Origin of the sequence: Enterococcus sp. DIV0174, from assembly GCF_050529065.1 — a bacterium.
Lineage (GTDB): Bacteria > Bacillota > Bacilli > Lactobacillales > Enterococcaceae > Enterococcus_B > Enterococcus_B thailandicus.
In genome coordinates, this window is record NZ_CP172881.1 from 1,088,979 (window position 1) to 1,112,584 (window position 23,606).

Sequence of the window (23,606 nt, forward strand, 5' to 3'; positions counted from 1 at the left end):
GTTTTTTGAAAGTATGTGAATAAATGCTCGAAATTTATTTTTATTCCCCTCAAATTTACGGTATAATGAAGCAGATTACTCGAGAGAAACTGAACAAGGATGATGATAAATGCGAAAAATGAAAACCATGGATGGGAACACAGCCGCAGCATATATTTCCTATGCGTTTACCGAGTTAGCTGCTATCTATCCAATTACACCAAGTTCAACAATGGCAGAATTAGTCGATCAATGGTCGGCAGCAGGAAAGAAAAATATATTTGGTCAACCAGTTAAAGTTGTCGAAATGCAATCAGAAGCCGGCGCTGCTGGCGTGGTTCATGGCTCCTTAAAAACAGGTGCTTTGACGACTACTTATACAGCATCACAAGGATTGTTATTGATGATTCCAAACATGTACAAAATAGCAGGTGAATTATTGCCAAGCGTTTTTCATGTGGCAAGTCGAGCAGTGACAACTAATGCTTTAAATATTTTTGGCGATCATGGGGATGTCATGGCCGCTAGACAAACGGGATTTGCGATGCTATCAGAAAGTAGTGTCCAAGAAGTAATGGACTTAGCTCCAGTCGCACACTTAGCCTCGATTGAAGCAGAAATTCCTTTTATGAATTTTTTTGATGGCTTTCGAACGAGTCATGAAATTCAAAAAATCGAAGTGTTGGAATATGATGAATTAGCGCCATTGATTAATCAAGAAAAATTAGCAAAATTCCGTCAAAGGGCAATGAACCCGAATCATCCAACCGTTAGTGGAACGAATCAAAATCCTGATATCCATTTTCAACAAAAAGAAACGATTAACCAATATTATGATAAACTTCCAGAAATCGTTCAAAAATATATGCAAGAAATTAATCAGTTGAGAAATACTAATTATGATTTGGTTACGTATCATGGTGCAGAAGATGCAGAAGAAATCATTATTTCCATGGGATCTGTTGCACAGACGATTGAACAGACAGTCGAATATTTAAATAAAAATGGTCGTAAGGTTGGCTTTTTGAATATTCATTTATATCGACCATTCCCAGTTAAAAACTTGCTAGAAAAATTACCAAGTACGGTTAAATCAATTGCGGTTCTTGATCGAAGCAAAGAACCAGGAGCTGGTGGAGAACCATTACTATTAGACGTTCAAAGCGTAATGTATGACGCAGAAATACGTCCAACAATTATTGGTGGACGATATGGTTTGGGTTCAAAAGATGTTACGCCTGATCAAATCGTGACCGTCTTTGATGAATTAAAAAAAGAAAAAGCGCAAATGAAAACGCGCTTTACAATCGGAATTGTTGATGATGTTACGTATACTTCACTTGAAAAACGTGAGACACTTGATTTAACGAACCCAACAACTTATCAAGCAAAATTCTGGGGATTTGGCTCAGATGGAACAGTTGGTGCGAATAAATCTGCGATAAAAATCATTGGCGATCATACGAATAAGTATGCACAGGGGTATTTTCATTATGATTCAAAAAAATCAGGTGGCTTGACCGTCTCGCATCTTCGTTTTGGTGAAACGCCGATCCGTTCGACTTATCTAGTTGAACATGCTGATTTCATTGCATGCCATACGCCAGCTTACTTGCATAGTTATGATTTGGTTAAAGGATTGAAACCTGGCGGAACATTCCTATTGAATACAATCTGGAGCGATGAGCAACTTGAAACACATTTACCAACGAAATTAAAAAAATATTTAGCACAAAATGACATCCAGTTTTATACAATCAATGCAATGAAACTTGCACAAGAAGTAGGACTTGGTCGGCGAATCAATACAGCAATGGAAACGGCCTTTTTTAAATTAGCTAATATTATTGAGTTTGAAGAAGTCTTGCCAATTTTAAAAGAAGAAGCGCTGAAAAGTTATGGGCATAAATCAATGACGATCGTTGAAAAAAATACACAAGCCATTGATCGAACAGTCGAGCTTCTTCACAAAGTGGATGTTCCAGAAAGTTGGAAAACGCTTGAAGTACCGCAAAAAGCCGCTCGTAAACAGTCAAGTTATGTAGAAGAAATTCTCGTACCTGTGAACGCACAAGAGGGCAATGAATTGTCGGTGGGAACATTAGTAAGAAATGGAATGACAGCAGGCGAAATGCCTGTTGGGACAGGTGCTGTTGAAAAACGTGGTGTCGCGCTTGAGGTGCCTGAATGGATCAGTGACCGTTGCACGATGTGTAATGAATGTGCCTTTGTTTGCCCGCACGCAGCAATTCGCCCATTTTTGGCAGATGAAGAGGAGATGGAAGAAGCACCAGAAGGGTTCATCGTTCGTGAAATGCGAGGCGCTGATGGCCAGAAATACCGAATCCAAGTTTCTGTGGAAGATTGTACAGGCTGTGGACTATGTGTGGAAGCTTGTCCTGCAAAAGGAAAAGCGTTAGTAATGAAACCTTACGAAGAACAAAAAGAACAAGCAGTGAATTGGGCGTTTGCCATGACATTACGTCAAAAAGAAAACCCGGTTAAAGGAAAAAACACTGTGTTATCAACTCAGTTCAATCAACCATTATTAGAATTCTCAGGTGCTTGTTCTGGTTGCGGTGAAACACCTTATGTGAAATTATTGACTCAAATGTTTGGGGATCGAATGATGATTGCTAACGCAACTGGTTGTTCTTCCATTTGGGGAGGAGCATCACCTGCTTCACCATATACGACAAATGAATGTGGACAAGGCCCAGCTTGGTCAAATTCATTATTAGAAGATAATGCCGAGTTTGGCTATGGGATGTTACTGGCTGCACAAACAAGACGTGAAGCTTTAGCGAAGTCGATGAGTGGAGTGCTACCAAAAGTTTCTTCAGAATTACGTTTATTGATGGAAGATTGGTTGAATCATTTGTTTGATAGTGAAGGCACACAACAACGGGCAGCAAAACTTCAAGCCGCGATAGAAGCAGAACTTGAAGCTGTTCCAGAATTAGCAATGATTTATCGCGAAAAAGATTTATTTGTAAAAAATAGCCAATGGATGATTGGTGGCGATGGTTGGGCATACGATATTGGTTTTGGTGGTATCGATCATGTGATTGCCAGTGGCGCAGATGTCAACATTTTGGTTTTGGACAATGAAGTTTATTCCAACACTGGTGGACAAACATCGAAAGCAACACCAGCTTCAGCGATTGCTAAATTTGCTGCCAGTGGGAAATATGCAGCGAAAAAAGATTTAGGCAAAATGGCGATGACTTATAATCATGTTTACGTTGCGCAAATCGCGTCGGGTGCAAACCAAATGCAAACAATCAAAGCATTTGAAGAAGCCGAAAAATTCCCTGGTCCATCTCTGATTATTGCCTATACACCATGTATCACTCATGGCTTATTTGGTGGGATGAAAGAATCAATCAAGGAAGCAAAAGAAGCTGTATCTTCAGGTTATTGGTCACTGTATCGCTATAATCCGACTTTACTCGAAAAGGGAAAAAATCCAATGACATTGGACTATAAAAAGCCAGATTTTTCAACGATGGCAGAATTTATGCGTAAACAAGTTCGTTTTTCTTCATTAGAAAATACAAATCCGTTAATGGCTAAAGACCTATTTGAAAAAACTGTTCATGATGCAAAAAATCGCTTTTATAGTTATGCGTTGATGTCTGGTGAACTCGAAAAAATCAAAGCGAAGTTAGAACCTGAACTCGCTTCGAATACGCCTGAGAAAGAGCAAAAAGAGAAGCGTGTTAAAAAAGAAAGACCTGTTGATCTTGAAGCACAAGAACGACGAGCAAAACGGCGTGAAGAACGTGCAAAACGTCGTAAAGAACAAGAATAATGAAAAGAAAGACTTGCTAATGACGCCTTGAAGGTGAAAATTTAGTAAGTCTTTTTTTGACGAAAAAAGAAATTGTAACTTTCTTGAAAAAATTGTGATTTTATCTGGAAAAACGAAGCAGAAAACTCTTTAAAGAATAAACATATGATATAATGGGAAAGAAATCTCAAAAGAGAAGAGAGGCTTTTTATGTCATTTCAAATCGGGGAACTTTTTAATTTGAATTATTGGCAGCAAATGCTTTCCGGTGATTTTTTATCGCTAAACTTTTTTGTGAACATACTTGATATTCTGGTTGTCTGGTACTTGGTGTACAAACTGATCCAGCTGCTAAGAGGAACGAAGGCCATTCAATTACTAAAAGGGGTTGCGATTTTTATCGTGATTCGAATTTTAGCAGAAATAATTGGACTTCATACGCTATCCTGGTTGATGAATCAAGTCATTACCTATGGTGTTATCGCAGCAGTTGTCATTTTCCAACCTGAAATTCGTCGCGGGTTGGAGCATCTTGGAAGAAGTTCACTATTTAAGCAAACGAAGAGTGAACAGCAAGAAGATGAAAAAATGATTTTGTCATTCGATAAAGCGATCCAATATATGTCCAAGCGAAAAATTGGTGCATTGGTCACAATCGAACGTCATACAGGATTAGATGAGTATATTGAAACTGGAATTGCGTTAGATGCAGATATTACGGGGGAATTACTGATTAATATCTTCATTCCAAATACGCCGCTTCATGATGGGGCCGTTATTGTAAAAGACGGTAAAATTGCAGTGGCCAGCGCATATTTGCCTTTATCTGAAAGTATGTTGATCCCGAAAGAGTTTGGGACTCGTCACCGCGCAGCTGTCGGTATCAGTGAAGTCAGTGATGCGATTACGATCGTTGTCTCTGAAGAAACAGGAGATGTCAGTATCACTTTAGATAACGAATTGATTACTGGTCTATCTCAAGAAGAATATTTAGCAATCTTGCGTCGTGAATTGATTGCAGATGAAAAAACAAAGAACAGAAAAAATGTTCTTCAATCCTTCCTAGATGGCATGACTAAGGGAGGGGGTCGTAAATGATCTCAAAAGAAAAAAGGACCAGTATTTTCTATGGGTTTATTGCTTTAATGTTTAGTATCGTTTTGTATTTCAATGCAAACAATCAATCAACTCAAAGTGTCTTATCTGGTTCTGAATCGTATACACAAACTGTGAGTGATGTGCCAATTCAGTTATCTTATGATTCTGAAAAATATTATATTCATGGATTTGTAAGTACGGCAAAAGTGAAACTTACTAGCGCTAATCGTGTTCAGTTAAATGCGGAATCAAATATTGACACGCGAACGTTCCGTTTGAGTGCAGATTTAACTAAGTTGAGCGAAGGAACCCATGAAGTTTCACTAAGAGTCAGAAATCTTAGTAGTGCAGTGAATGCGAAAGTTGAACCAACCACAATCACGGTGACAATCGAAAAACGGGTGGAAAAAGATTTTGAAGTAACAACAATCTTGCCATCTGAAACGACACCTTCTGGTTATCAATTAGACACTGTTTCAGAAACACCAAAAAAAGTGTCGATTACGACAGGTGATAAAACATTAGCGGAAATCAACCAAGTGGTTGCTGAAGTCAATGCGTCGGACGTGACAGATGATGGTATCAATAGTAATGTAGCTGTGCAAGCTTTAAATAGCGCGGGAGAAGCGTTGAGCATCATTGCTGATCCAGTGCATGTAAGAGTACAAGCAGATGTAATCAAACCGACAAAAACGGTTCGTCTTTATGGAACACAGCAAGGTGTTCGTGCAGATGGTGTGAAAAGCTATGACTTTAATTTTTCAAAACTGGAAGCAGAAGTAACGGGAACCAGTGAGTTATTGGAACAACTGGGAGATAGTATCATCGTTCCAATCGACGTGTCAGGGATTACACATCGTTTGACGAGAGAGTATGAGATTCCGGTCAGTGATGGGCTAAGTGTTTCACCGAAAAAAGTGAGTGTCGAAATCACACCGGTGTTAGAAGAGACGACCAACAGAAGTTCATCTTCACGTTCAGAAAGCAGTGCAGATCGTACGTCAACAACACAATCTGGAACGGATACAACGAGAACGACAACACCATCAACTTCAAATTCGTCTTCAAGTTCAGATACACAAGCTACGAGTACTGAAGAATCGATAAACGAGACAGTTGATTCAACTCAAAACTAATGGATGAAACCGAACAATTGAATGGGAAAATTTCTTAGAAAATGAAGTTAAAGGAGCAAGTTAATCGTTATGGGTAAATATTTTGGAACGGACGGTGTCCGTGGAGAAGCAAATAAAGAGTTAACACCAGAATTAGCATTTAAATTAGGGCGTTATGGAGGCTATGTTTTAAGTCAACATGAAGTTGAAGGAAAACGTCCTCGAGTTTTAGTTGGTCGTGATACTCGTATTTCTGGCCAAATGCTTGAATCTGCATTAGTTGCAGGGTTGTTATCAGTAGGGATCGAAGTCTTTCAATTAGGCGTTATCTCAACACCAGGTGTAGCTTACTTGACTCGTTTACAAAAAGCGAGTGCTGGAGTAATGATTTCTGCATCGCACAATCCTGCACAAGATAATGGAATCAAATTCTTTGGAGCAGATGGATTCAAATTGGTGGATGACCAAGAATTAGAAATCGAAGCATTGCTTGATGCACCAACTGATGAGCTACCAAGACCTTCTGCTGAGGGATTAGGAACTGTCGAAGAATTTCCAGAAGGATTATTGAAGTATTCACAATTTTTAGTTCAAACAATCAATGGTGATTTGTCTGGGCTAACAGTTTGTGTTGATGCGGCGAATGGTGCAACAGCAACTTCTGTCAATCGTTTGTTTGCAGACTTGGAAACCGATTTCTACACGATGGGAACAAAACCAGATGGCTTGAATATCAACGACGGCGTTGGCTCAACACATCCAGAAAAATTAGCTGAGATGGTTGTTGAAAAAGGAGCAGATGTTGGTTTAGCTTTTGATGGCGATGGTGACCGAATCATTGCGGTTGATGAACTAGGAAATATCGTTGATGGTGATAAAATCATGTTTATCTGTGCAAAATACTTAGCAGAAAAAAATCGCTTGAAAAAAGATACAATCGTAACAACGGTTATGAGTAACTTAGGTTTCCACAAAGCGGTTGAAGGAATCGGTTTGAAAGATGTGATTACTCAAGTTGGCGATCGTTACGTAGTGGAAGAAATGCGTAAAAATGATTATAACTTTGGTGGGGAACAATCGGGTCACATGATTTTCCTAGATTTCAATACAACTGGTGATGGAATGTTATCTGGTATTCAATTGTTGAATATCATGAAACAAACAGGCAAAAAATTATCAGAACTTGCTGGTGAAGTAACGATTTATCCACAAAAATTAGTGAATATTCGTGTCAGCGATAAAAATGGAGCAATGGATGTTCCTGCAATCAAAGCAGTTATTGATGAAGCAGAAGCTGAAATGAATGGGGAAGGTCGTATCTTAGTTCGCCCTTCAGGAACAGAACCATTGTTACGTGTCATGGCAGAAGCACCAACGGATGAAAAAGTAAATTATTATGTTGATAAAATTGCTGCAGTCGTAAAAGCGGAAATTGGTATTGACTAATTAAATAAAGAGCTAAAGCGGATTTTTGCTTTGGCTCTTTTTCTTGCTAAACTCCTGCCCAAAAATAAAATTCCATGCGCAAAATGGTCTTTCGGTTTGTACATGTGTATTAAAAAGAAGTAGCCGTGAAAAATTCACGGCTACTTCTTTTTTGAATTGATTGGGGAAGACTAGAATTAGAATATTTTATTCAACGGTTACAGATTTTGCTAAGTTACGTGGCTTGTCAACGTCGAACCCACGTAACAAAGTCGCATAGTAAGCAAGTAATTGGGTAGGGACAACAGTCGTTAATGGCGTGAAGAACGGATGAACGGTTGGTAAAACCAACTGATCATTTTCTTTTGCTAACGCTTTTGTTGAAATGACTAACGTGTTTGCACCACGGCTTTCAACTTCTTTTAAATTTCCGCGAGTGTGAGCACCAGTGATAGGATCACTAATAATCCCAATTACTGGGGTGCCTTCTTCGATTAAGGCAATCGTTCCGTGTTTTAATTCTCCGGCAGCAAAACCTTCTGCTTGGATGTAGCTGATTTCTTTTAATTTCAAAGCTGCCTCAAGAGAAACGTAATAGTCAGAGCCACGTCCAATATAAAAAGCGTTTCGCGTATCATTCAAGTAGGCAGTAGCTAGCTGTTCTAAATATTCTTTCTGAGTGATGATCGTTTCCATAGCAGTTGCTGCTAAACTTAGTTCATGGGCTACGTCAAAATCCAAAGAAAGCATGTTCTTGTTTTGATCGCCGACAGCTTTTGCTAATAATGTTAAAACAGCGATTTGAGCAGTATAAGCTTTCGTTGAAGCAACAGCAATTTCTGGCCCGGCATGTAATAAAACAGTGAAAGAAGCTTCTCTTGATAACGTAGATCCAGCTACATTCGTAATTGTTAATGAAGGAAGCCCAAGTTGATTGATTTTCACTAATACTTGTCGACTGTCAGCGGTCTCGCCACTTTGACTAAGAAAAATGAAAAATGGTTTTTTAGAAAGCAAAGGCATATGGTAACCAAATTCACTTGCTAAATGGACCTCAACCGGGATTCCTGTCAATGTTTCTAAAGCTTGTTTTCCAGCAAGACCGGCGTGGTAACTGGTACCACAAGCAACGATATAAATGCGGTCACTGTCCGCGAGTGTTGTGACTAATTCTTGATTAAGTGCAATCTGATTCTCAGCTGTTACATAAGTTTGCGCAATTTTACGCATGATGATTGGCTGTTCATCAATTTCTTTGAGCATGTAATAAGGATAGGTTCCTTTTTCGATGTCAGAAGCGTCAACTTGTGCTTCAAAAGACTCACGAGTGATGACATCTCCTTGAAAATTTTGAATGGTTACGTCATCTGCCGTGATGAGAACCATTTCTTGGTCTTCGATTTCAACAAACGTTTTCGTTTGGGCTAGCATTGCCATTGCATCACTGGCAATCACGTTAAAGCCGTTGCCTAACCCAATCAATAGAGGGCTTTTATTTTTGGCAACATAGATGACATCAGGAGTTGTGCGATCCACTAAACCAAACGCATAAGAACCTTTTGTTAGCTGAAGTGTCTTTAAGAAGGCTTCTTTAGTTGACAATCCATTATTAGCAAATACTTCAATTAAATGTGCAATGATTTCTGTATCTGTTTCACCAATCAATGTATGGTCAGCTAAATAAGTTTCTTTTAGTTCTTCAAAATTTTCGATCACACCATTGTGAACTAAAACAAAACGACCACTTTGTGATGTATGGGGATGGGCGTTTTTCTCTGAAGGTATTCCATGAGTTGCCCAACGTGTATGACCAATGCCAATTGTTCCAACAACTTCTGGCGTTAAGCGATCCTTTAAATTTTGGATTCGTCCTTGTGACTTAATCAAATAATCAGCAGAGTCATTTGCAACAAAAATACCGGCGGAGTCATAGCCGCGATATTCTAACTTTTCTAATCCGTTTACTAATCCAGGAGTTACATTTTCTAATCCAATCATTCCAACAATTCCGCACATAAAAAAACATCCTACTTTCTTCAATAAATTTGTCTGATGTTTCCAACTGCATGAGTATGTTTTTGTTCGATTCTCACAAATCGTTTTTTTCATACTCTGTAGAGTGCAGCTCCCTAGGGTCACCCGCCGAAACTTTCGATAAACCCTTTCCTCGTCATCTGGTTACCCAGATCTGGCGCTATCCTTAATGGTCTACTATTCTCCTTTTTCAAAAAAGTTTTGGAAACATTTAAAATAATAACTTTTATTGGGAATGTTTGTCAATAAAAATCTTTTTTTGTTAAATTGGTATATATCTAAAATGTATTTTTGGAGAAGGAACTGCCAGAATTTTATCGAAAATTGACTATCATCTTTTCCAGTAGTTCGGTACAATGGAAACAATCATAAATGTCTAAATTGTAGGAGGAAAAGATGGAAGCCAAAATAGAAATTCTTACGTTGGGTGAGTTAAAAAAACAACTGAAGGCACTAGAAGAGATGCCGGATGTAACAGATGAAACAAAAATTTTCTTGGATACTGGTTGGGACAGTATCCAAGAGCTAGCGCCAGATGCGGTAGCTGTAGCAAAAGCACAAAAGTTTGTTGTTCATGATGAGTTGACGAATGAAGCATTTGCGGGTTACGCATTAGAAGAAAAAGCGGAAAAAATGAATGCAGAAGAAGCAACAGAAACAGTAATCGTAATTAAAAATCTATATTAAACTTGTAAAGTAAGGAGAAAAAGATGAATAAAAAAAGATGGATTGCTGTGGCAATTGCTACAGGGTTGTTAGTGGTATCAATGGTAGCTTCAGGTATGACACGACCTGTAAGTGATGAAATCCAGTTAGATAGTTTTAATCGATTACTATATGGAGAAGATGAGTTGTCAGCAAACGTCCTTGAACCGGGTGATGAATCAGAGCAAATCGTTAAATTAACTGTTGATGGAACGATTCAAGGTGGTGGCTCTTCCGGTATTTTCGCGTCAGAAGGCTACGACCATGCCAGTTTTATGAAACAGTTAAAAGAAATTGAAGAAGATGATACGGTTGAAGGCGTTTTCTTAGAAGTGAATTCTCCAGGAGGAGGCGTTTACGAAAGTGCAGAAATTGCGAAAGAACTAAAGAAAATCCAAACCGAACGCAAAATTCCTTTATATGTTAGCATGACAAGCATGGCCGCAAGTGGTGGGTACTATATTTCAGCTAATGCAGATAAAATTTATGCGACAGAAGAAACAATTACTGGATCAATCGGTGTAATCATGTCTGGTTTAAACTATTCAGGTTTATTAGAAAAACTTGGTGTAGAAGACACGACAGTCAAAAGTGGTGCGCTAAAAGATATGGGATCAAGCACTCGTCCGGAAACAGCAGAGGATCAAGCTGTCTTACAAGCCTACATTGATAGTGCTTATGGTCGATTTGTTTCGGTAGTCAGCGAAGGACGTGACATGCCAGAAGCAGAAGTGAAAAAAATCGCTGATGGTCGTATTTATGACGGCGTGCAAGCGAAGGAAAATGGTCTGGTTGACGAATTAGCATTTCCAGATGAAGCACTAGCAGCAATGAGAAAAGACCAGAAACTAGAAAATGCACAGTTGATCGAATATAGCACTTCTGGCACTGGGTTTGCGAATACTTGGTTTGGCTCGAAGTTTGCAGAATTCCAAGGAATCAAGGCTTCTGAAACAAGCCAAATTTTATCCGTTTTAGAAAACCTTGGTACGGCAGAATCTCCTAAAGCGATGTATTACTACGGAGGTGAATAAGATGGCAGAAACTCCGGAAAAACAACCGACAAATGAACAACCAGCTACAGCAAATGAATCAAAAATAAATCCACAACCAGCTGTTGGACCAGATAAAGGATTTTCTCAAAAGGTACTGAACTCTTTTCGTAAAGAAGAATTGACAGAAGAACAAATCAAAGAAAAACAAGCTGAATGGCAACAATATACAGAGACTCCTACAGAGAAGAAAGAACTGAATGACTTTCCAACGTATTTTTACGCTGGATTTTGGATTCGTTTCTTTGCCTTTTTAATTGATTTGCTCTGTATTGGTGCAATCACACGCTTAACTCTTGGAGTGGCAAGTAATTTCGGGTGGTTGTCAATCAATGATTCCTACCTAAGTGTGTATGGCTTGTTAGGATTAGTCATTTATTTAAGCTACTTTGTTTTATTGACAAAATTAAATCATGGTCAGACCTTAGGAAAAATGATTTTCGGCATTCGGGTCATCAGCTTTGATGAAAGGAAATTGAGTTGGTCAACTGTTCTCGTACGTGAAGCGGCTTGCCGATTTATTTTGAAGTTTCCTTTATTGTTTATTGGCTATATTCCAACAATATTTAGTCAGAAAAAACAGCATTTGGGTGACTACTTCTCAAATACCAGTGTTGTAACAGTTAATTTGATCAAAGCGTTTAATCAAGAAATAAATGCTTAATTTCTAAAATTTGTTATTTTGATTGAAAATCGTACGAACGAAGCGAGGCTGGAACAAAAAGATGTTCCAGCCTCTTTTTTTGATTAGTGGCTATGATTAAACGGTGAGATAAAAGCAATATTTTTGAAAATTTAAGCAAAAGCCGTCAAAAAAGCAAAAAAATTTTTTTCAAAAATTCTTTCTTTCATGACGATTATGATTTTGATTGTCACGCTTTTTTTGTTTTGTTAAAATGGAAAAGGGTTAGGAGGAGTGACATGGTTGGACCAGTTGATTTTCCAGAAAAATATGAGAATTTAATGCGTGTCGCTCAACAAGCGCTTGCGCAACAGAATTTGGGAAAAGCAAAAGAATTATTTACCCGTGCGTATGAATTAAAGCAAACGTTTGAAGCAAACAGCTTACTCGTTTATTGTTTGTATGAGCTTGATGAAAAACAAGAAGCTTTGAGTCAAGCAGTGATCCATGAAACAGAATATCTGAAACAAGAAGAATTTGCCACTTTCTATTTTGACTTACTCATTGGTGCAAAAGATTGGCTATATGCACGTAAACTAATTGCAGCGACTAACTTTTCAGAGCACTTTGAGCATGCAATGATTGAAAAAATCCAGCAAGCAGAAAATTTTTCAGGACAATTAGCGAGGCAAAAAATACGTCAGACGCATCAAAAATTAGCCAATATCGCTGAACTGTCGCCAACGCAACAATTAACATTGATTAGTGAACTTGAGCAGTTACCCTATCATGAATTTATTCAAGCAACGAAAAAAATATTGATTCGTACAGATATCCATTTATTTGTGCGTGCAAAACTTTTAGAGCTTCTCGTACAAGTTGGAGAAAGCAAACCAGTAGCTTTTTTAACAATCGATGAGCAACTGATTGAAGTCGTGCCACAAGGGTTACCAAAACCAGCCGAGCAAAAAAGTTATCGCTGTTTAAGTAAGTTAGCACAAGCTTATGAAAATCAAGACGCATTGTTGAGTGCGGGATTAAAGGAAGAATTCATGATGCAGGCGGCAATCACGTACCCAATCTTTGACACTTATATTGGCGAAGCTACGCAATGGTTTGAGGAAACGATTAAAGTGTATCAAGGAACGACAGAAATGGGTTTCACTGAAGTGGAAGAAGAAAAGTTTTTAGCCAAACGAGAAAAAATCTTGTATTTGATGCAACAATTTCTTTGAACAGGAATGAAAAATCGTCAAAAAAAAGAAAAAAAACTAGTAAAAATCAAGGATTCAGACTATTCAATATGTTTACAATTTTAAAGCGTTAGTGTACTATTTAATGGTATGCATGAAACGCTTTTGATGTATAAAATGAATTTCAAAACTCGGAGGGAAATAAATGACTGCAACATTTGAAAAAAAAGGCACAAATGATGGTGTTTTAACATTTACGATTGCGCAACCAGAAATCCAAAAAGGACTAACAGCTGCGTTTAATAAAGTTAAAGGAAACTTAAACGTACCTGGTTTCCGTAAAGGAAAAGTTTCTCGTCAAGTCTTCAACCGTATGTACGGAGAAGAAGCTTTGTATGAAGATGCATTGAACGCTGTATTACCAGAAGCTTATGAAGCTGCTGTAAAAGAAGCTGGAATTGATCCAGTATCTCAACCAAAAATCGACGTTGAAAGCATGGAAAAAGGCCAAGACTGGACAATCACTGCTGAAGTAACTGTGAAACCAGAAGTTAAATTAGGTCAATACAAAGATTTAGTTGTTGAAAAACAAGACCGTGAAGTAACGGATGCTGATGTTGATGCACGTCTTAAACAAGAACAAGATGCACAAGCAGAATTAGTTATCCAAGAAGATGAAGCTGCAAAAGACGGCGACACTGTCGTAATCGATTTCGAAGGATTCGTTGGTGACGAAGCATTTGAAGGTGGAAAAGGTGAAAACTACTCACTTGAATTAGGTTCTGGTTCATTTATCCCAGGATTCGAAGAACAATTAGTAGGTCATAAATCAGGCGACAGCTTAGATGTAAACGTGACTTTCCCTGCTGAATACCAAGCAGAAGACTTAGCTGGTAAAGATGCAACATTCAAAGTAACTGTTCACGAAGTAAAATCAAAAGAAGTTCCTGAACTAGACGATGAATTTGCAAAAGATGTTGATGATGAAGTGTCAACATTAGCAGAATTAAAAGAAAAAATTCGTAAAGAATTAACAGAAGCAAAAGAAAAAGCTGCTGAAGACGCAAAAGACGAAGCTGCTATTCGTTTAGCTGTTGATAACGCTGAAATCGTTGAATTACCACACGTAATGGTTCACGACGAAGTTCACCGTTCAATGGATGAATTCTTAAACAACATGCAACGTCAAGGAATCTCTCCTGAAATGTACTACCAATTGACTGGTTCTACAGAAGAAGACTTGCATAAACAATTTGAAGGCGAAGCTGACTTGCGTACAAGAACAAACCTTGTGATCGAAGCAATCGCTGCTGCTGAAAACTTAGATGCAACAGAAGAAGAAATCACTGCAGAAATCAACGAATTGGCTGAATCTTACAATATGCCAATCGAACAAATCAAACGCGTGTTGACTGAAGATATGTTAAGTCATGATGTAACAATGAAAAAAGCAATTGATTTGATTACTGGAACTGCAACAGAAGCTAAGTAATAACTAAAGATGAAACAGATTTGATCCATCGGTCAAAAATGTGAAAATTTACTGGAAAGGCTGGGACTTGATTTAGTTTTTTAAATTATGTCCCAGCTTTCCTTTTTTTAATAAAAGCTACAAAAAAGGCTGATTTTCAGTGCTTTTGCTTTTTTTTGTTTTATGTTATGATAATTGAAGACTGCAAAGTCGCTGATAGTTTCTTGCATTTTTTGCAAGCTAAGGGGTGAAGACCATGTATGATAATCCAAGTGGTAATGAGACCGTGCGTTGTTCTTTTTGCGGCAAGACCCAAGAAGAAGTAAAAAAAATCGTAGCAGGTCCTGGGGTCTACATCTGTAATGAATGTATCGACCTATGTAAAGAAATAATTGACGAAGAATTTTATGAAGAAGCAGTACGTGAATTCACTGAAGTACCTAAACCTCAAGAAATTCTTGATGTCTTAAATGATTATGTGATTGGGCAAGATCGCGCAAAACGATCATTAGCAGTTGCGGTTTATAATCACTATAAACGTGTCAATCAACAAGCAAGCGATACTTCAGAAGATGTAGAACTACAGAAAAGTAATATTTGCTTAATTGGTCCGACGGGTTCTGGTAAAACGTTCCTTGCACAAACATTAGCTAAAACATTGAATGTGCCATTTGCTATCGCAGATGCAACCAGTTTAACAGAAGCTGGTTATGTTGGAGAAGATGTTGAAAACATTTTATTAAAACTATTACAATCGGCTGATTACAATGTTGAACGTGCTGAAAAGGGAATCATTTACATCGATGAAATTGATAAAATTGCGCGTAAAAGCGAGAATGTTTCGATTACTCGTGATGTATCTGGTGAAGGCGTACAACAAGCCTTGTTGAAAATTTTGGAAGGGACAGTTGCGAGTGTGCCACCTCAAGGAGGACGTAAACATCCGCATCAAGAATTTATCCAAATCGACACGACGAATGTCTTATTTATCGTCGGCGGTGCGTTTGATGGAATCGAAACGATTGTAAAAAACCGAATGGGCGAAAAAACAATTGGTTTTGGTACTAATAATCAAAAAATCTCTGATGAAGAAAGTGTGATGCAACACATCATTCCAGAAGATTTATTGAAATTTGGATTGATTCCAGAATTTATTGGCCGTTTACCTGTAATGGCAGCGTTAGAAAAATTAACAACGTCTGATTTAGTTCGTATTTTGACAGAACCTAAGAATGCGTTAGTTAAACAATACCAAAAACTTCTTTCTTTAGATGATACTGAACTAGAATTCGAACCAGAAGCACTACAAGCAATTGCTAACAAAGCAATTGAACGTAATACTGGTGCTCGTGGCTTGCGTTCAATCATTGAGGAAATCATGATGGATGTAATGTTTGACATTCCTTCAGACGAAAACATCGAGAAAGTGATTATCACCAAAGAAGCAGCTGAATTGACGGGCAAACCGACAATTATTTATAAAGATACAGAGAAAAAAGCTGGATAATGCGAAAGAGGTTGGGACATAACTTTCAAGCTATGTCTCAGCCTTTTTTTAAAGGAGAGAAATTATGAAAGTTCATCAAGCTGATATCGTAATCAGCGCGGTTGCTCCGAAACAATATCCTGAAACGCAATTACCAGAAATTGCGCTAGCAGGACGATCAAATGTTGGAAAATCTTCATTTATCAACACACTGATTGATCGAAAAAACTTAGCTAGAACTTCAGGTAAACCGGGGAAGACCCAAACGTTAAATTTTTATTTGATTGAAAATGCGTTACACTTTGTTGATGTACCTGGATATGGTTATGCGAAAGTTTCGAAAACGGAACGTGCGAAATGGGGAAAAATGATTGAGACCTATTTAACGACACGTGAACAATTGCGAGCAGTTGTGTCCTTAGTCGATGTTCGACATAAACCATCACAAGAAGATATTCAAATGTATCAATTTCTAAAGTATTATGATATTCCTGTAATTGTAGTGGCAACTAAAGCCGACAAAATTCCAAGAGGAAAGTGGAACAAGCATGAGAGCGAAATCAAAAAGGCGCTGGATTTTGATCATAATGATCAATTTATTTTGTTCTCTTCCGTAACGAAAAAAGGAAAAGATGAAGCTTGGAAAGCAATTGAAGATGCAATTGACTATCAAGCATAAAAAAGAAAAACCTGTGACATCAGTGAATTAGTCAGGTTACTTCGTGTCATAATTGCACCAAAAATAATTGATAAAAAGATAAGCCGACGATTGCAAAGCAACTGCAATCGTCTTTTTTTAAATTGAATTTAGCAAAAAAGGCATTTGGGAATTTAATTTTCTCCCAGATGCCTTTTTGATAGAGTTTATTTTTAGTATTAGAGAGTGAACTTAACGAAACAGTTCGGCTACTGCATTTGCTACTTTTGTTTCTTCGGAAAGGTAAGGAATAGTGATATGATCTTGACCTGCATTCATCTTGTTGTATTCAATGGAGGTTTCGATTGCATGCTCGTTTCTTGCCCAGCTACGGCGCGCAACTCCGCCCATTGTGTCCCAAGAAATCGCAGATTTGATGATTTCATCTGTTTCTTTTGACCCATCTAAAACTAAACCAAATCCGCCATTAATTGATTTTCCAATACCTACACCGCCGCCGTTATGCAAAGCAATCAACGTCATACCTCGTGCTGCATTCCCAGCAAAACATTGAGTTGCCATATCTGCACAAACATTACTGCCGTCCTTGATATTTGAAGTTTCTCTAAATGGGGAGTCTGTTCCTGACACATCATGATGGTCCCGACCAAGCATTACTGGGCCTATTTTTCCCTCTCGTACCATTTCGTTAAATTTTAAAGCGATATTTACTCGTCCCATACAATCTTGATAGAGAATTCGCGCTTGTGTGCCTACTACTAATTGATTTTCTTCTGCATCACGAATCCAGTTGTAGTTATCACGATCTTGGTAGCGACGATTTGGGTCAATAACTTCCATTGCTGCCTGATCTGTAGCAACCAAGTCTTCATGGTTTCCGCTTAAACATACCCAACGGAAAGGACCATAACCATAGTCAAAGAGCATAGGACCCATGATATCCTCCACGTAAGACGGCCAAATAAATCCGTCTTTATCATCGATTCCATTTTTGGAGATTTCTTTAATGCCAGAGTCGTAAATAGCTTTCATAAAGGAATTTCCATAGTCAAAGAAATAGGTTCCTTTTGCTACTAAAGATTTGATTACATTATAATGACGGGCAAGTGTTTCATCGACAAGCTGATGGAATCGTGCTTTATCTGAACCTAATAATTCTGTTCGTTCTTCAAATGAAATTCCGGCAGGGCAATAGCCACCTTCATACACGTTATGACAAGAAGTCTGATCTGATAATAAATGGATAGTAATATTTTCTTTATCAATGTATTCAAGTAAATCAACAATATTTCCATGATAAGCAATAGAGGTTTTCTCTTTTTTGTCCAGGTATTCTTTTGCAATACGCATCGCTTGTTCTGGTGTCTCAGCTAAATTACTGATCCAACCTTGTTCTAAGCGTGTGTCGATTCGAGACCGATCTACTTCAGCAATAATGGCAACAGCATTGGCAATTTCTCCGGCTTTTCCTTGTGCGCCACTCATGCCACCCAATCCAGAAGAAATAAATAATTTTCCAGCTAAATCTCCATTATCTGGAATGCCTAATTTTAATCGACCAGCATTCAAAAGTGTATTAAAGGTTCCATGAACAATCCCTTGAGGTCCAATGTACATCCAACCGCCAGCAGTCATTTGTCCGTAATTTGTCACACCCATTTCTTCAGCAATTTCCCAATCATCGATGTTATCATATTCTCCAACCAAAAGACCGTTGGTAATGATTACACGAGGTGCATCTTTTTTTGATTTGAATAATCCAAGAGGATGTCCTGATTCTAAGACTAGCGTTTGTTCATCTGTCAGAACTTCTAAGTATTTTTTGATTAGCTGATACTGCATCCAGTTTGAACATACTTGGCCTGTTTCACCATAAGTAACTAATTCATAAGGATAGAGTGCAACTTCAAAATCAAGGTTGTTATCAATCATTACTTGCATTGCTTTTGCTGCAATGCAGTTTCCTTTGTACTCTTCAATTGGTTTTCCATAGATTCTTTCTTTTGGATACCACCGATAACCATAGATTCTTCCACGAGTTCGTAATTCTTCTAGAAACTCAGGAATCACAATATCATGATATTTAGGATGAACATAACGTAATGCATTTTTTAAAGCAAGAATCGTCTGATCTTTACTTAAGCGAAAACCACGATCTGGCGCACGACGAATTCCTTCCTGAAAGACTGTTTTTTCTGGTAAGACATCATCTAACTTGATGGTCATTGATGCTTCAACTTCTGTTAACTCTACCATTTATTTTTCCTCCCTAACAAAATACTTGAAATTTAGAGAAACTGTGATTTGATGACTGCATCTTTAGTATAAATAAGAAAGTCAATAAACAGTCTATCTCTTTACTTAATTTCTATTATATAATATAGTTAAGCGCTTTCAATGTTTTGACATAAATTTGACAGTATTTAATAAAATATAAGGTGCAAGAAAAAAAGGAGTGAATAGAAATGAAAGCAGATAAACTTCTAATTAATTTTAGCCAAATTTTTTGTCCGATTGATAAAGGTCATCCTTTACGAGGAGCAGAAATGAGTGAGGCAACGATTATTGAAGACGGATATATAGCAATTAAGGACGGGAAAATACTCGAAGTGAAAGCAGGAAGTCCTCGTGAAGAATTAATGGGAAAAGAGACCGAAGTCATTAACTGCTATAAGAAACTAGCTACGCCAGGGCTAATTGATTGTCACACTCACTTAGTTTATGGTGGAAGTAGAGAAAACGAATTTTCAAAAAAACTAAATGGTGTCCCTTACCTTGACATACTTGCAGCAGGTGGGGGGATTCTTAGCACAGTAAATTCAACGCGAGCAGCTTCATTCGATGAATTATATCAAAAGTCTACTCGTCTATTAGATGAAATGATTATTCATGGGGTCACGACGGTAGAAGCAAAGAGTGGATATGGGTTAGATTGGGAAACTGAAAAACGTCAATTAAACGTGGTAAAAGAATTAGAAACTGACCATGATATTGACCTGGTTTCAACCTTTATGGGTGCACACGCTATTCCACCTGAGTTTAAAGGGCAAGCAGATGAATTCATCGATTTACTGATCGAAGAAATGTTACCGAAAGTCAAAGAAGAATCACTGGCTGAGTTTTGTGATATCTTTTGCGAAAAAAATGTGTTTACAGCGGAACAATCTTATCGTTTACTTAGTGCTGCCAAGAAGATGGGCTTTAAGCTAAGAATACATGCTGATGAGATTGCATCAATTGGAGGTTCTAAAGTAGCTGCAGATTTGCATACGGTAAGCGCAGAACATTTAATGGTCATTACAGATGAAGACATCGATCGTTTGAGCGAAGCACAGGTAATTGGAAATCTGTTACCTGGAACGACCTTTAGCCTGATGGAGGATACTTATGCGCCCGCTAAAAAGATGATTGAACGCGGCATGGCAATTACATTAACAACTGATAGTAATCCAGGAAGCTGTCCAACCGCAAACTTACAATTCATTATGCAATTAGGCTGTTTTCAGTTAAAACTAACACCAATTCAAGTATTCAATGCTGTCACGATTAATGCGGCATACTCCGTTTGCAGAAATGAAAAAATTGGTAGCTTTGATACAGGAAAACAGGCAGATATCGCGGTGTTTGATGCGCCAAACATTGATTTTCCAATGTACTTCTTTGCAACTAATCTGGTTAGTCAAGTATATAAAAATGGGGAGTTAGTGGTCAACGAACGCCAAAGAGTCTGATTAATTTCATACTAAGCTGATTTGTATACGAAAGGAGGCACCTGTAATCTTAGGTGAAATTCCTTTCGTGTTTTATGTAATCTCTTTATTTGAACGAGAAAGTAAAATAATAGCAAAAAATCAATGTACATTTTTGTCTATGTTTTTGAGAACGAGTCATAGAATAAAAGAGAGAAGGTGAATACATGGGGAAGCGATTACGCTGTGAATTATTTGGTAATCCTAAAATTTATTTAAATGATGAACCCGTCTTTTTTGCATTTTCAAAAATCAACGCACTTATTTATTATTTAGCCCTTAATGGTTCAGTTAGTAGGGATGAAATTGCGGGAGTTTTGTGGTCTAATAAATCAGAAAAAAGTGCAAAAAAAAATCTTCGAAACACAATCTATCAGGCGAACAAAGAATTAGAAGAGGAGTTTATTGTTTCTCCAAATAAAGCAATTCTGCAATTGAATGATGCTTTGGTACAACCAAGTGATGTCGATCGTTTTTTACAAGATCCAGTAAATCACTTAGATGAATATCATGATGAGTTTTTAAAAGGTTTTTTCTTAAAAGATTCAGATGAATTTGATTTATGGGTGACAAAAATGCGCAATTATTTTGAACAAAAATTCATTCAAAGTTGCTATCAAAAAGTCGCCACAGATATTGAAAATAACCAGTTGATCGATGTAGAGAAAAACATTCGACGATTAATTGCAATTGATGAGTATGATGAGCGAAATTATCAAATGTTGATGAAATTTTATCAGGATAGTCACAGAAATGGAAAAGTTATTGAGACTTATTATGACCTTTCCAGTATATTGGATGAAGAATTAGGAATTAAACCAAGTGAAGAAACACGAGCAATCTATGAAAAAACGTTAGCCATTGTTAAAAGAAAAAAAGAACAGAAAAAAGTCAAAAATTACCGTTTTTTTGGTAGAACAGCGGAAGTGGAAGTGCTGGAAGCAAATCTTGACTGTTTTTTTCATAAGCAGCCATTTCAATCAATCATTGTTCAAGGAGATGATGGTATTGGAAAGACGGCTTTGTGTCAGCTTGTTTTGAGCAATACGGCACCAAAAATCTTGATTAAGGTGACTTGTTATCAAGCAGAACAGAGTTTTACATTAAGAGTGTGGCGGGAGATTATCAATCAGATTGATCAAATTGTACTAGATGAAAAAATAGTAAAAGAAGAAACCTGGCGTGCTATGTGCTATCGATTTTTTCCTAGTTTTATTGACAACCAGAGTGCAAAATTTGAAGAATCAGTGGATGATTCAGATATTAATTACCTCTCTCAGTTTTTGCTTGTTATCCTTAAAAAAATTGCCAAGCTTCATTCTGTGGTCTTTTTAATAGAAAATTTACAGTGGATAGACGAGCGAAGTCTACAACTATTAACAAGTGTGTTACTACACAATGAAGATTGTATGTTTCTTCTAACCTTGCGGACAGATCATCACAAACGAATTACTGATTTTATCAATGCTGTTAGTCATTATGATAAACTCACACAAATTTTATTAGAGCCTTTCCCTAGAGAAGCAGTCAAAGCCTTTGTTGAAAAGCAAATACCAGATCAAAAATTTAGTTATGATTTTTATGACAGGCTCTATAACGAATCAGAAGGAAATCCACTTTTTTTAATGGAATACGTTCGACAGCTTAGAATAGGGACAAAAATTTCGTATATTACACCAAAAATTCAAGAAGAGCTTGAATTTTCACTGACACAGCTTTCAACATTTGATGAAGAGGTGTTAGAAATTGTTTCCTATTTTCGAGAGTTAGCGGAGCTATCGATGCTAGCGACTATTTTACGAACCAATCATGAGCAACTTGCGCAGGCGATTGAAAATTTACAACAGCGAAATTTATTGATTGAACGAGTATTTTCTGGAAAAATCAGTGTTTGTTTCAAGCAAAAAAAATTACAAGAATATATTTACTCAAAACAATCAACAACAAAGCTTCGTGTCATTCACGAACAAATTGCTTCCTTATTTGAACAACAATGGAAGTTGACGAATGACAACGAGCTATTAGCATTGATTGCGTATCATTATAAGTATGCCAATCAAGAATTGAAATCTCTTGATTATGAATTATCGAAATTGGAGTTGTCTTTGAAGTTTCAACATGAACTTTTTCCTATCTATAATGAACGAAGCGAAATAGCGATTGAACTTCAGCCAATTGAATGGCAAAAAGAATTTGAAAAATTTGAGCAAATTGGTGAGCAACTTAAAAAGAATGAAGAGTTATATGGTGAACAAGAGGATTATCAACTATTGTTAATGAAATATTTATATCTTGAGGGGCGTTACTTTATTAATCGTGGGAATTATATTCGGGGAATAGAAAACATTCAGCGGGTGATTGTAAAAGCAAGGGAATATCACAATGATTGCTATCTGGTGAAAGCTTATCGACAAATGATCTATTATTTTATCCAGACAGATAATGCAAGTGAGATGGCACAATATATAGAATTAGCGATGTCTATTTCCATCAGGACAAATGACCATGAATCAATCGGGATTTTATTGCGTTTAAAAGGCTTATATAACTTAATGGTGGGTGAACTAGAAGTGGCTGAACGATTGTTTCATGAATCCATTACAATTTTTACTATTTCTGATGAAGTCAGAGAAAAATATGCGAGCAATATCGCTGCGTCCTATGATTATCTAGCAGAAATTGAACGTTTGCGGAAAAATTACCAGCAGGCTATTTCTTATCAGAAAAAAGCCATTGTTTTGTGTGAGGAAACAAACCTAGTTACCAGTTTGGTCATTTTTTATGTAGATATGGGTATTTCAGCTTTTGCTGCACAAGACTATAAAGAGGCCAGACTCTATTTGCAACGGTCAAATGAAATGTATGTCAATCTAACTTCTCCTTGGAAAAGGACACAACTCAGTGTCTATCTTGCACTAATTGATTTGTTAGAAGGTGAGTATCATGCAGTTTTTGAAGCTCTCCTACGATTTAATGAAATTCAAACGCAAATGACGAATCCGAGAGACTTGGGCATCTTATATTTTTATCAAGCAATCGTCAAGCATTTGTTAAATACACAGGTGATGGTGGAGCCGAATCTAAGTAAGTTACTTGAGAGAGAAGAAACGTATTATTACGAAAAAGCAGTCGAAAACCTTAGTCCTTATCGAGATCAATATGAGTTACATTATTTACGAGAAGTTGTTTTTGATAAGATATCGTCCTAATCAAAAATGAAGAGGGC

The 23,606-nt window shown here is 37.4% G+C and carries 15 protein-coding genes; 13 read left to right on the plus strand and 2 right to left on the minus strand.

All coding sequences use genetic code 11. The features are described 5' to 3' along the window. Positions 1-109 precede the first annotated feature (109 nt). The 4 genes from nifJ (at position 110) to glmM (ending at position 7,431) form a co-directional block, all read left to right on the plus strand. Complete coding sequence (gene nifJ, locus IGJ93_RS05345) at positions 110-3,793, plus strand: pyruvate:ferredoxin (flavodoxin) oxidoreductase (protein WP_430597021.1); 3,684 nt, start codon at positions 110-112, stop codon at positions 3,791-3,793. A 189-nt stretch (positions 3,794-3,982) separates the two neighbouring features. After that, complete coding sequence (cdaA, locus tag IGJ93_RS05350; protein WP_067484300.1) at positions 3,983-4,870, plus strand: diadenylate cyclase CdaA; 888 nt, start codon at positions 3,983-3,985, stop codon at positions 4,868-4,870. Further along, a complete protein-coding gene (locus IGJ93_RS05355) occupies positions 4,867-6,006 on the plus strand; it encodes a CdaR family protein (protein ID WP_075491020.1) in 1,140 nt (379 codons plus the stop codon). The genes cdaA and IGJ93_RS05355 overlap by 4 nt, the downstream gene beginning before the upstream one ends. A gap of 69 nt (positions 6,007-6,075) precedes the next feature. Continuing rightward, entirely contained in the window at positions 6,076-7,431 is a 1,356-nt protein-coding gene (gene glmM / locus IGJ93_RS05360; RefSeq protein ID WP_071868495.1) for a phosphoglucosamine mutase, read from the plus strand. Positions 7,432-7,617: 186 nt separating this feature from the next. Here the strand turns inward: glmM and glmS are convergent, their stop codons facing one another. After that, on the minus strand, positions 7,618-9,426 hold the full coding sequence (gene glmS / locus IGJ93_RS05365) for a glutamine--fructose-6-phosphate transaminase (isomerizing) (RefSeq protein ID WP_270344570.1): 1,809 nt from the start codon (positions 9,424-9,426) through the stop codon (positions 7,618-7,620). A gap of 414 nt (positions 9,427-9,840) precedes the next feature. Between glmS and IGJ93_RS05370 the strand changes: the two genes are divergently transcribed. The 7 genes from IGJ93_RS05370 to yihA all read left to right on the plus strand — a co-directional run bounded on the left by IGJ93_RS05370 (position 9,841) and on the right by yihA (position 16,652). Next, entirely contained in the window at positions 9,841-10,131 is a 291-nt protein-coding gene (locus tag IGJ93_RS05370; RefSeq protein ID WP_270344569.1) for a hypothetical protein, read from the plus strand. Between the two features lie 23 nt (positions 10,132-10,154). Continuing rightward, on the plus strand, positions 10,155-11,183 hold the full coding sequence (gene sppA / locus IGJ93_RS05375) for a signal peptide peptidase SppA (RefSeq protein ID WP_430597022.1): 1,029 nt from the start codon (positions 10,155-10,157) through the stop codon (positions 11,181-11,183). 1 nt (position 11,184) lies between these two features. Further along, a complete protein-coding gene (locus tag IGJ93_RS05380; protein WP_082294006.1) occupies positions 11,185-11,865 on the plus strand; it encodes an RDD family protein in 681 nt (226 codons plus the stop codon). Positions 11,866-12,122: 257 nt separating this feature from the next. Beyond that, positions 12,123-13,058: a hypothetical protein gene (locus IGJ93_RS05385; protein ID WP_067484316.1), complete on the plus strand. Its 936-nt coding sequence runs from the start codon at positions 12,123-12,125 to the stop codon at positions 13,056-13,058. Between the two features lie 163 nt (positions 13,059-13,221). Next, positions 13,222-14,508: a trigger factor gene (gene tig, locus IGJ93_RS05390; RefSeq protein WP_067484318.1), complete on the plus strand. Its 1,287-nt coding sequence runs from the start codon at positions 13,222-13,224 to the stop codon at positions 14,506-14,508. Positions 14,509-14,743: 235 nt separating this feature from the next. Further along, a complete protein-coding gene (clpX, locus tag IGJ93_RS05395) occupies positions 14,744-15,994 on the plus strand; it encodes an ATP-dependent Clp protease ATP-binding subunit ClpX (protein WP_067484321.1) in 1,251 nt (416 codons plus the stop codon). A gap of 64 nt (positions 15,995-16,058) precedes the next feature. Then, positions 16,059-16,652, plus strand: a complete 594-nt coding sequence (gene yihA, locus IGJ93_RS05400; protein WP_067484324.1) for a ribosome biogenesis GTP-binding protein YihA/YsxC — start codon at positions 16,059-16,061, stop codon at positions 16,650-16,652. A 210-nt stretch (positions 16,653-16,862) separates the two neighbouring features. Here the strand turns inward: yihA and IGJ93_RS05405 are convergent, their stop codons facing one another. Next, positions 16,863-18,887: a urocanate hydratase gene (locus IGJ93_RS05405; protein ID WP_067484328.1), complete on the minus strand. Its 2,025-nt coding sequence runs from the start codon at positions 18,885-18,887 to the stop codon at positions 16,863-16,865. 209 nt (positions 18,888-19,096) lie between these two features. On the opposite strand from IGJ93_RS05405, the gene hutI reads away from it, so the two are divergent. Further along, positions 19,097-20,362, plus strand: a complete 1,266-nt coding sequence (gene hutI, locus IGJ93_RS05410) for an imidazolonepropionase (RefSeq protein ID WP_067484331.1) — start codon at positions 19,097-19,099, stop codon at positions 20,360-20,362. A gap of 185 nt (positions 20,363-20,547) precedes the next feature. Then, on the plus strand, positions 20,548-23,589 hold the full coding sequence (locus IGJ93_RS05415) for an AAA family ATPase (protein WP_075491022.1): 3,042 nt from the start codon (positions 20,548-20,550) through the stop codon (positions 23,587-23,589). Positions 23,590-23,606 lie beyond the last annotated feature (17 nt).

Coding starts and splice junctions, on each gene's coding strand:
- clpX (WP_067484321.1), top strand. CDS start 14,744: ATGTATGATAATCCAAGTGGTAATGAGACCGTGCGTTGTTCTTTTTGC.
- IGJ93_RS05385 (WP_067484316.1), top strand. CDS start 12,123: ATGGTTGGACCAGTTGATTTTCCAGAAAAATATGAGAATTTAATGCGT.
- tig (WP_067484318.1), top strand. CDS start 13,222: ATGACTGCAACATTTGAAAAAAAAGGCACAAATGATGGTGTTTTAACA.
- glmS (WP_270344570.1), bottom strand. CDS start 9,426: ATGTGCGGAATTGTTGGAATGATTGGATTAGAAAATGTAACTCCTGGA.
- IGJ93_RS05415 (WP_075491022.1), top strand. CDS start 20,548: ATGGGGAAGCGATTACGCTGTGAATTATTTGGTAATCCTAAAATTTAT.
- IGJ93_RS05355 (WP_075491020.1), top strand. CDS start 4,867: ATGATCTCAAAAGAAAAAAGGACCAGTATTTTCTATGGGTTTATTGCT.
- glmM (WP_071868495.1), top strand. CDS start 6,076: ATGGGTAAATATTTTGGAACGGACGGTGTCCGTGGAGAAGCAAATAAA.
- IGJ93_RS05405 (WP_067484328.1), bottom strand. CDS start 18,887: ATGGTAGAGTTAACAGAAGTTGAAGCATCAATGACCATCAAGTTAGAT.
- IGJ93_RS05370 (WP_270344569.1), top strand. CDS start 9,841: ATGGAAGCCAAAATAGAAATTCTTACGTTGGGTGAGTTAAAAAAACAA.
- yihA (WP_067484324.1), top strand. CDS start 16,059: ATGAAAGTTCATCAAGCTGATATCGTAATCAGCGCGGTTGCTCCGAAA.
- hutI (WP_067484331.1), top strand. CDS start 19,097: ATGAAAGCAGATAAACTTCTAATTAATTTTAGCCAAATTTTTTGTCCG.
- cdaA (WP_067484300.1), top strand. CDS start 3,983: ATGTCATTTCAAATCGGGGAACTTTTTAATTTGAATTATTGGCAGCAA.
- nifJ (WP_430597021.1), top strand. CDS start 110: ATGCGAAAAATGAAAACCATGGATGGGAACACAGCCGCAGCATATATT.
- sppA (WP_430597022.1), top strand. CDS start 10,155: ATGAATAAAAAAAGATGGATTGCTGTGGCAATTGCTACAGGGTTGTTA.
- IGJ93_RS05380 (WP_082294006.1), top strand. CDS start 11,185: ATGGCAGAAACTCCGGAAAAACAACCGACAAATGAACAACCAGCTACA.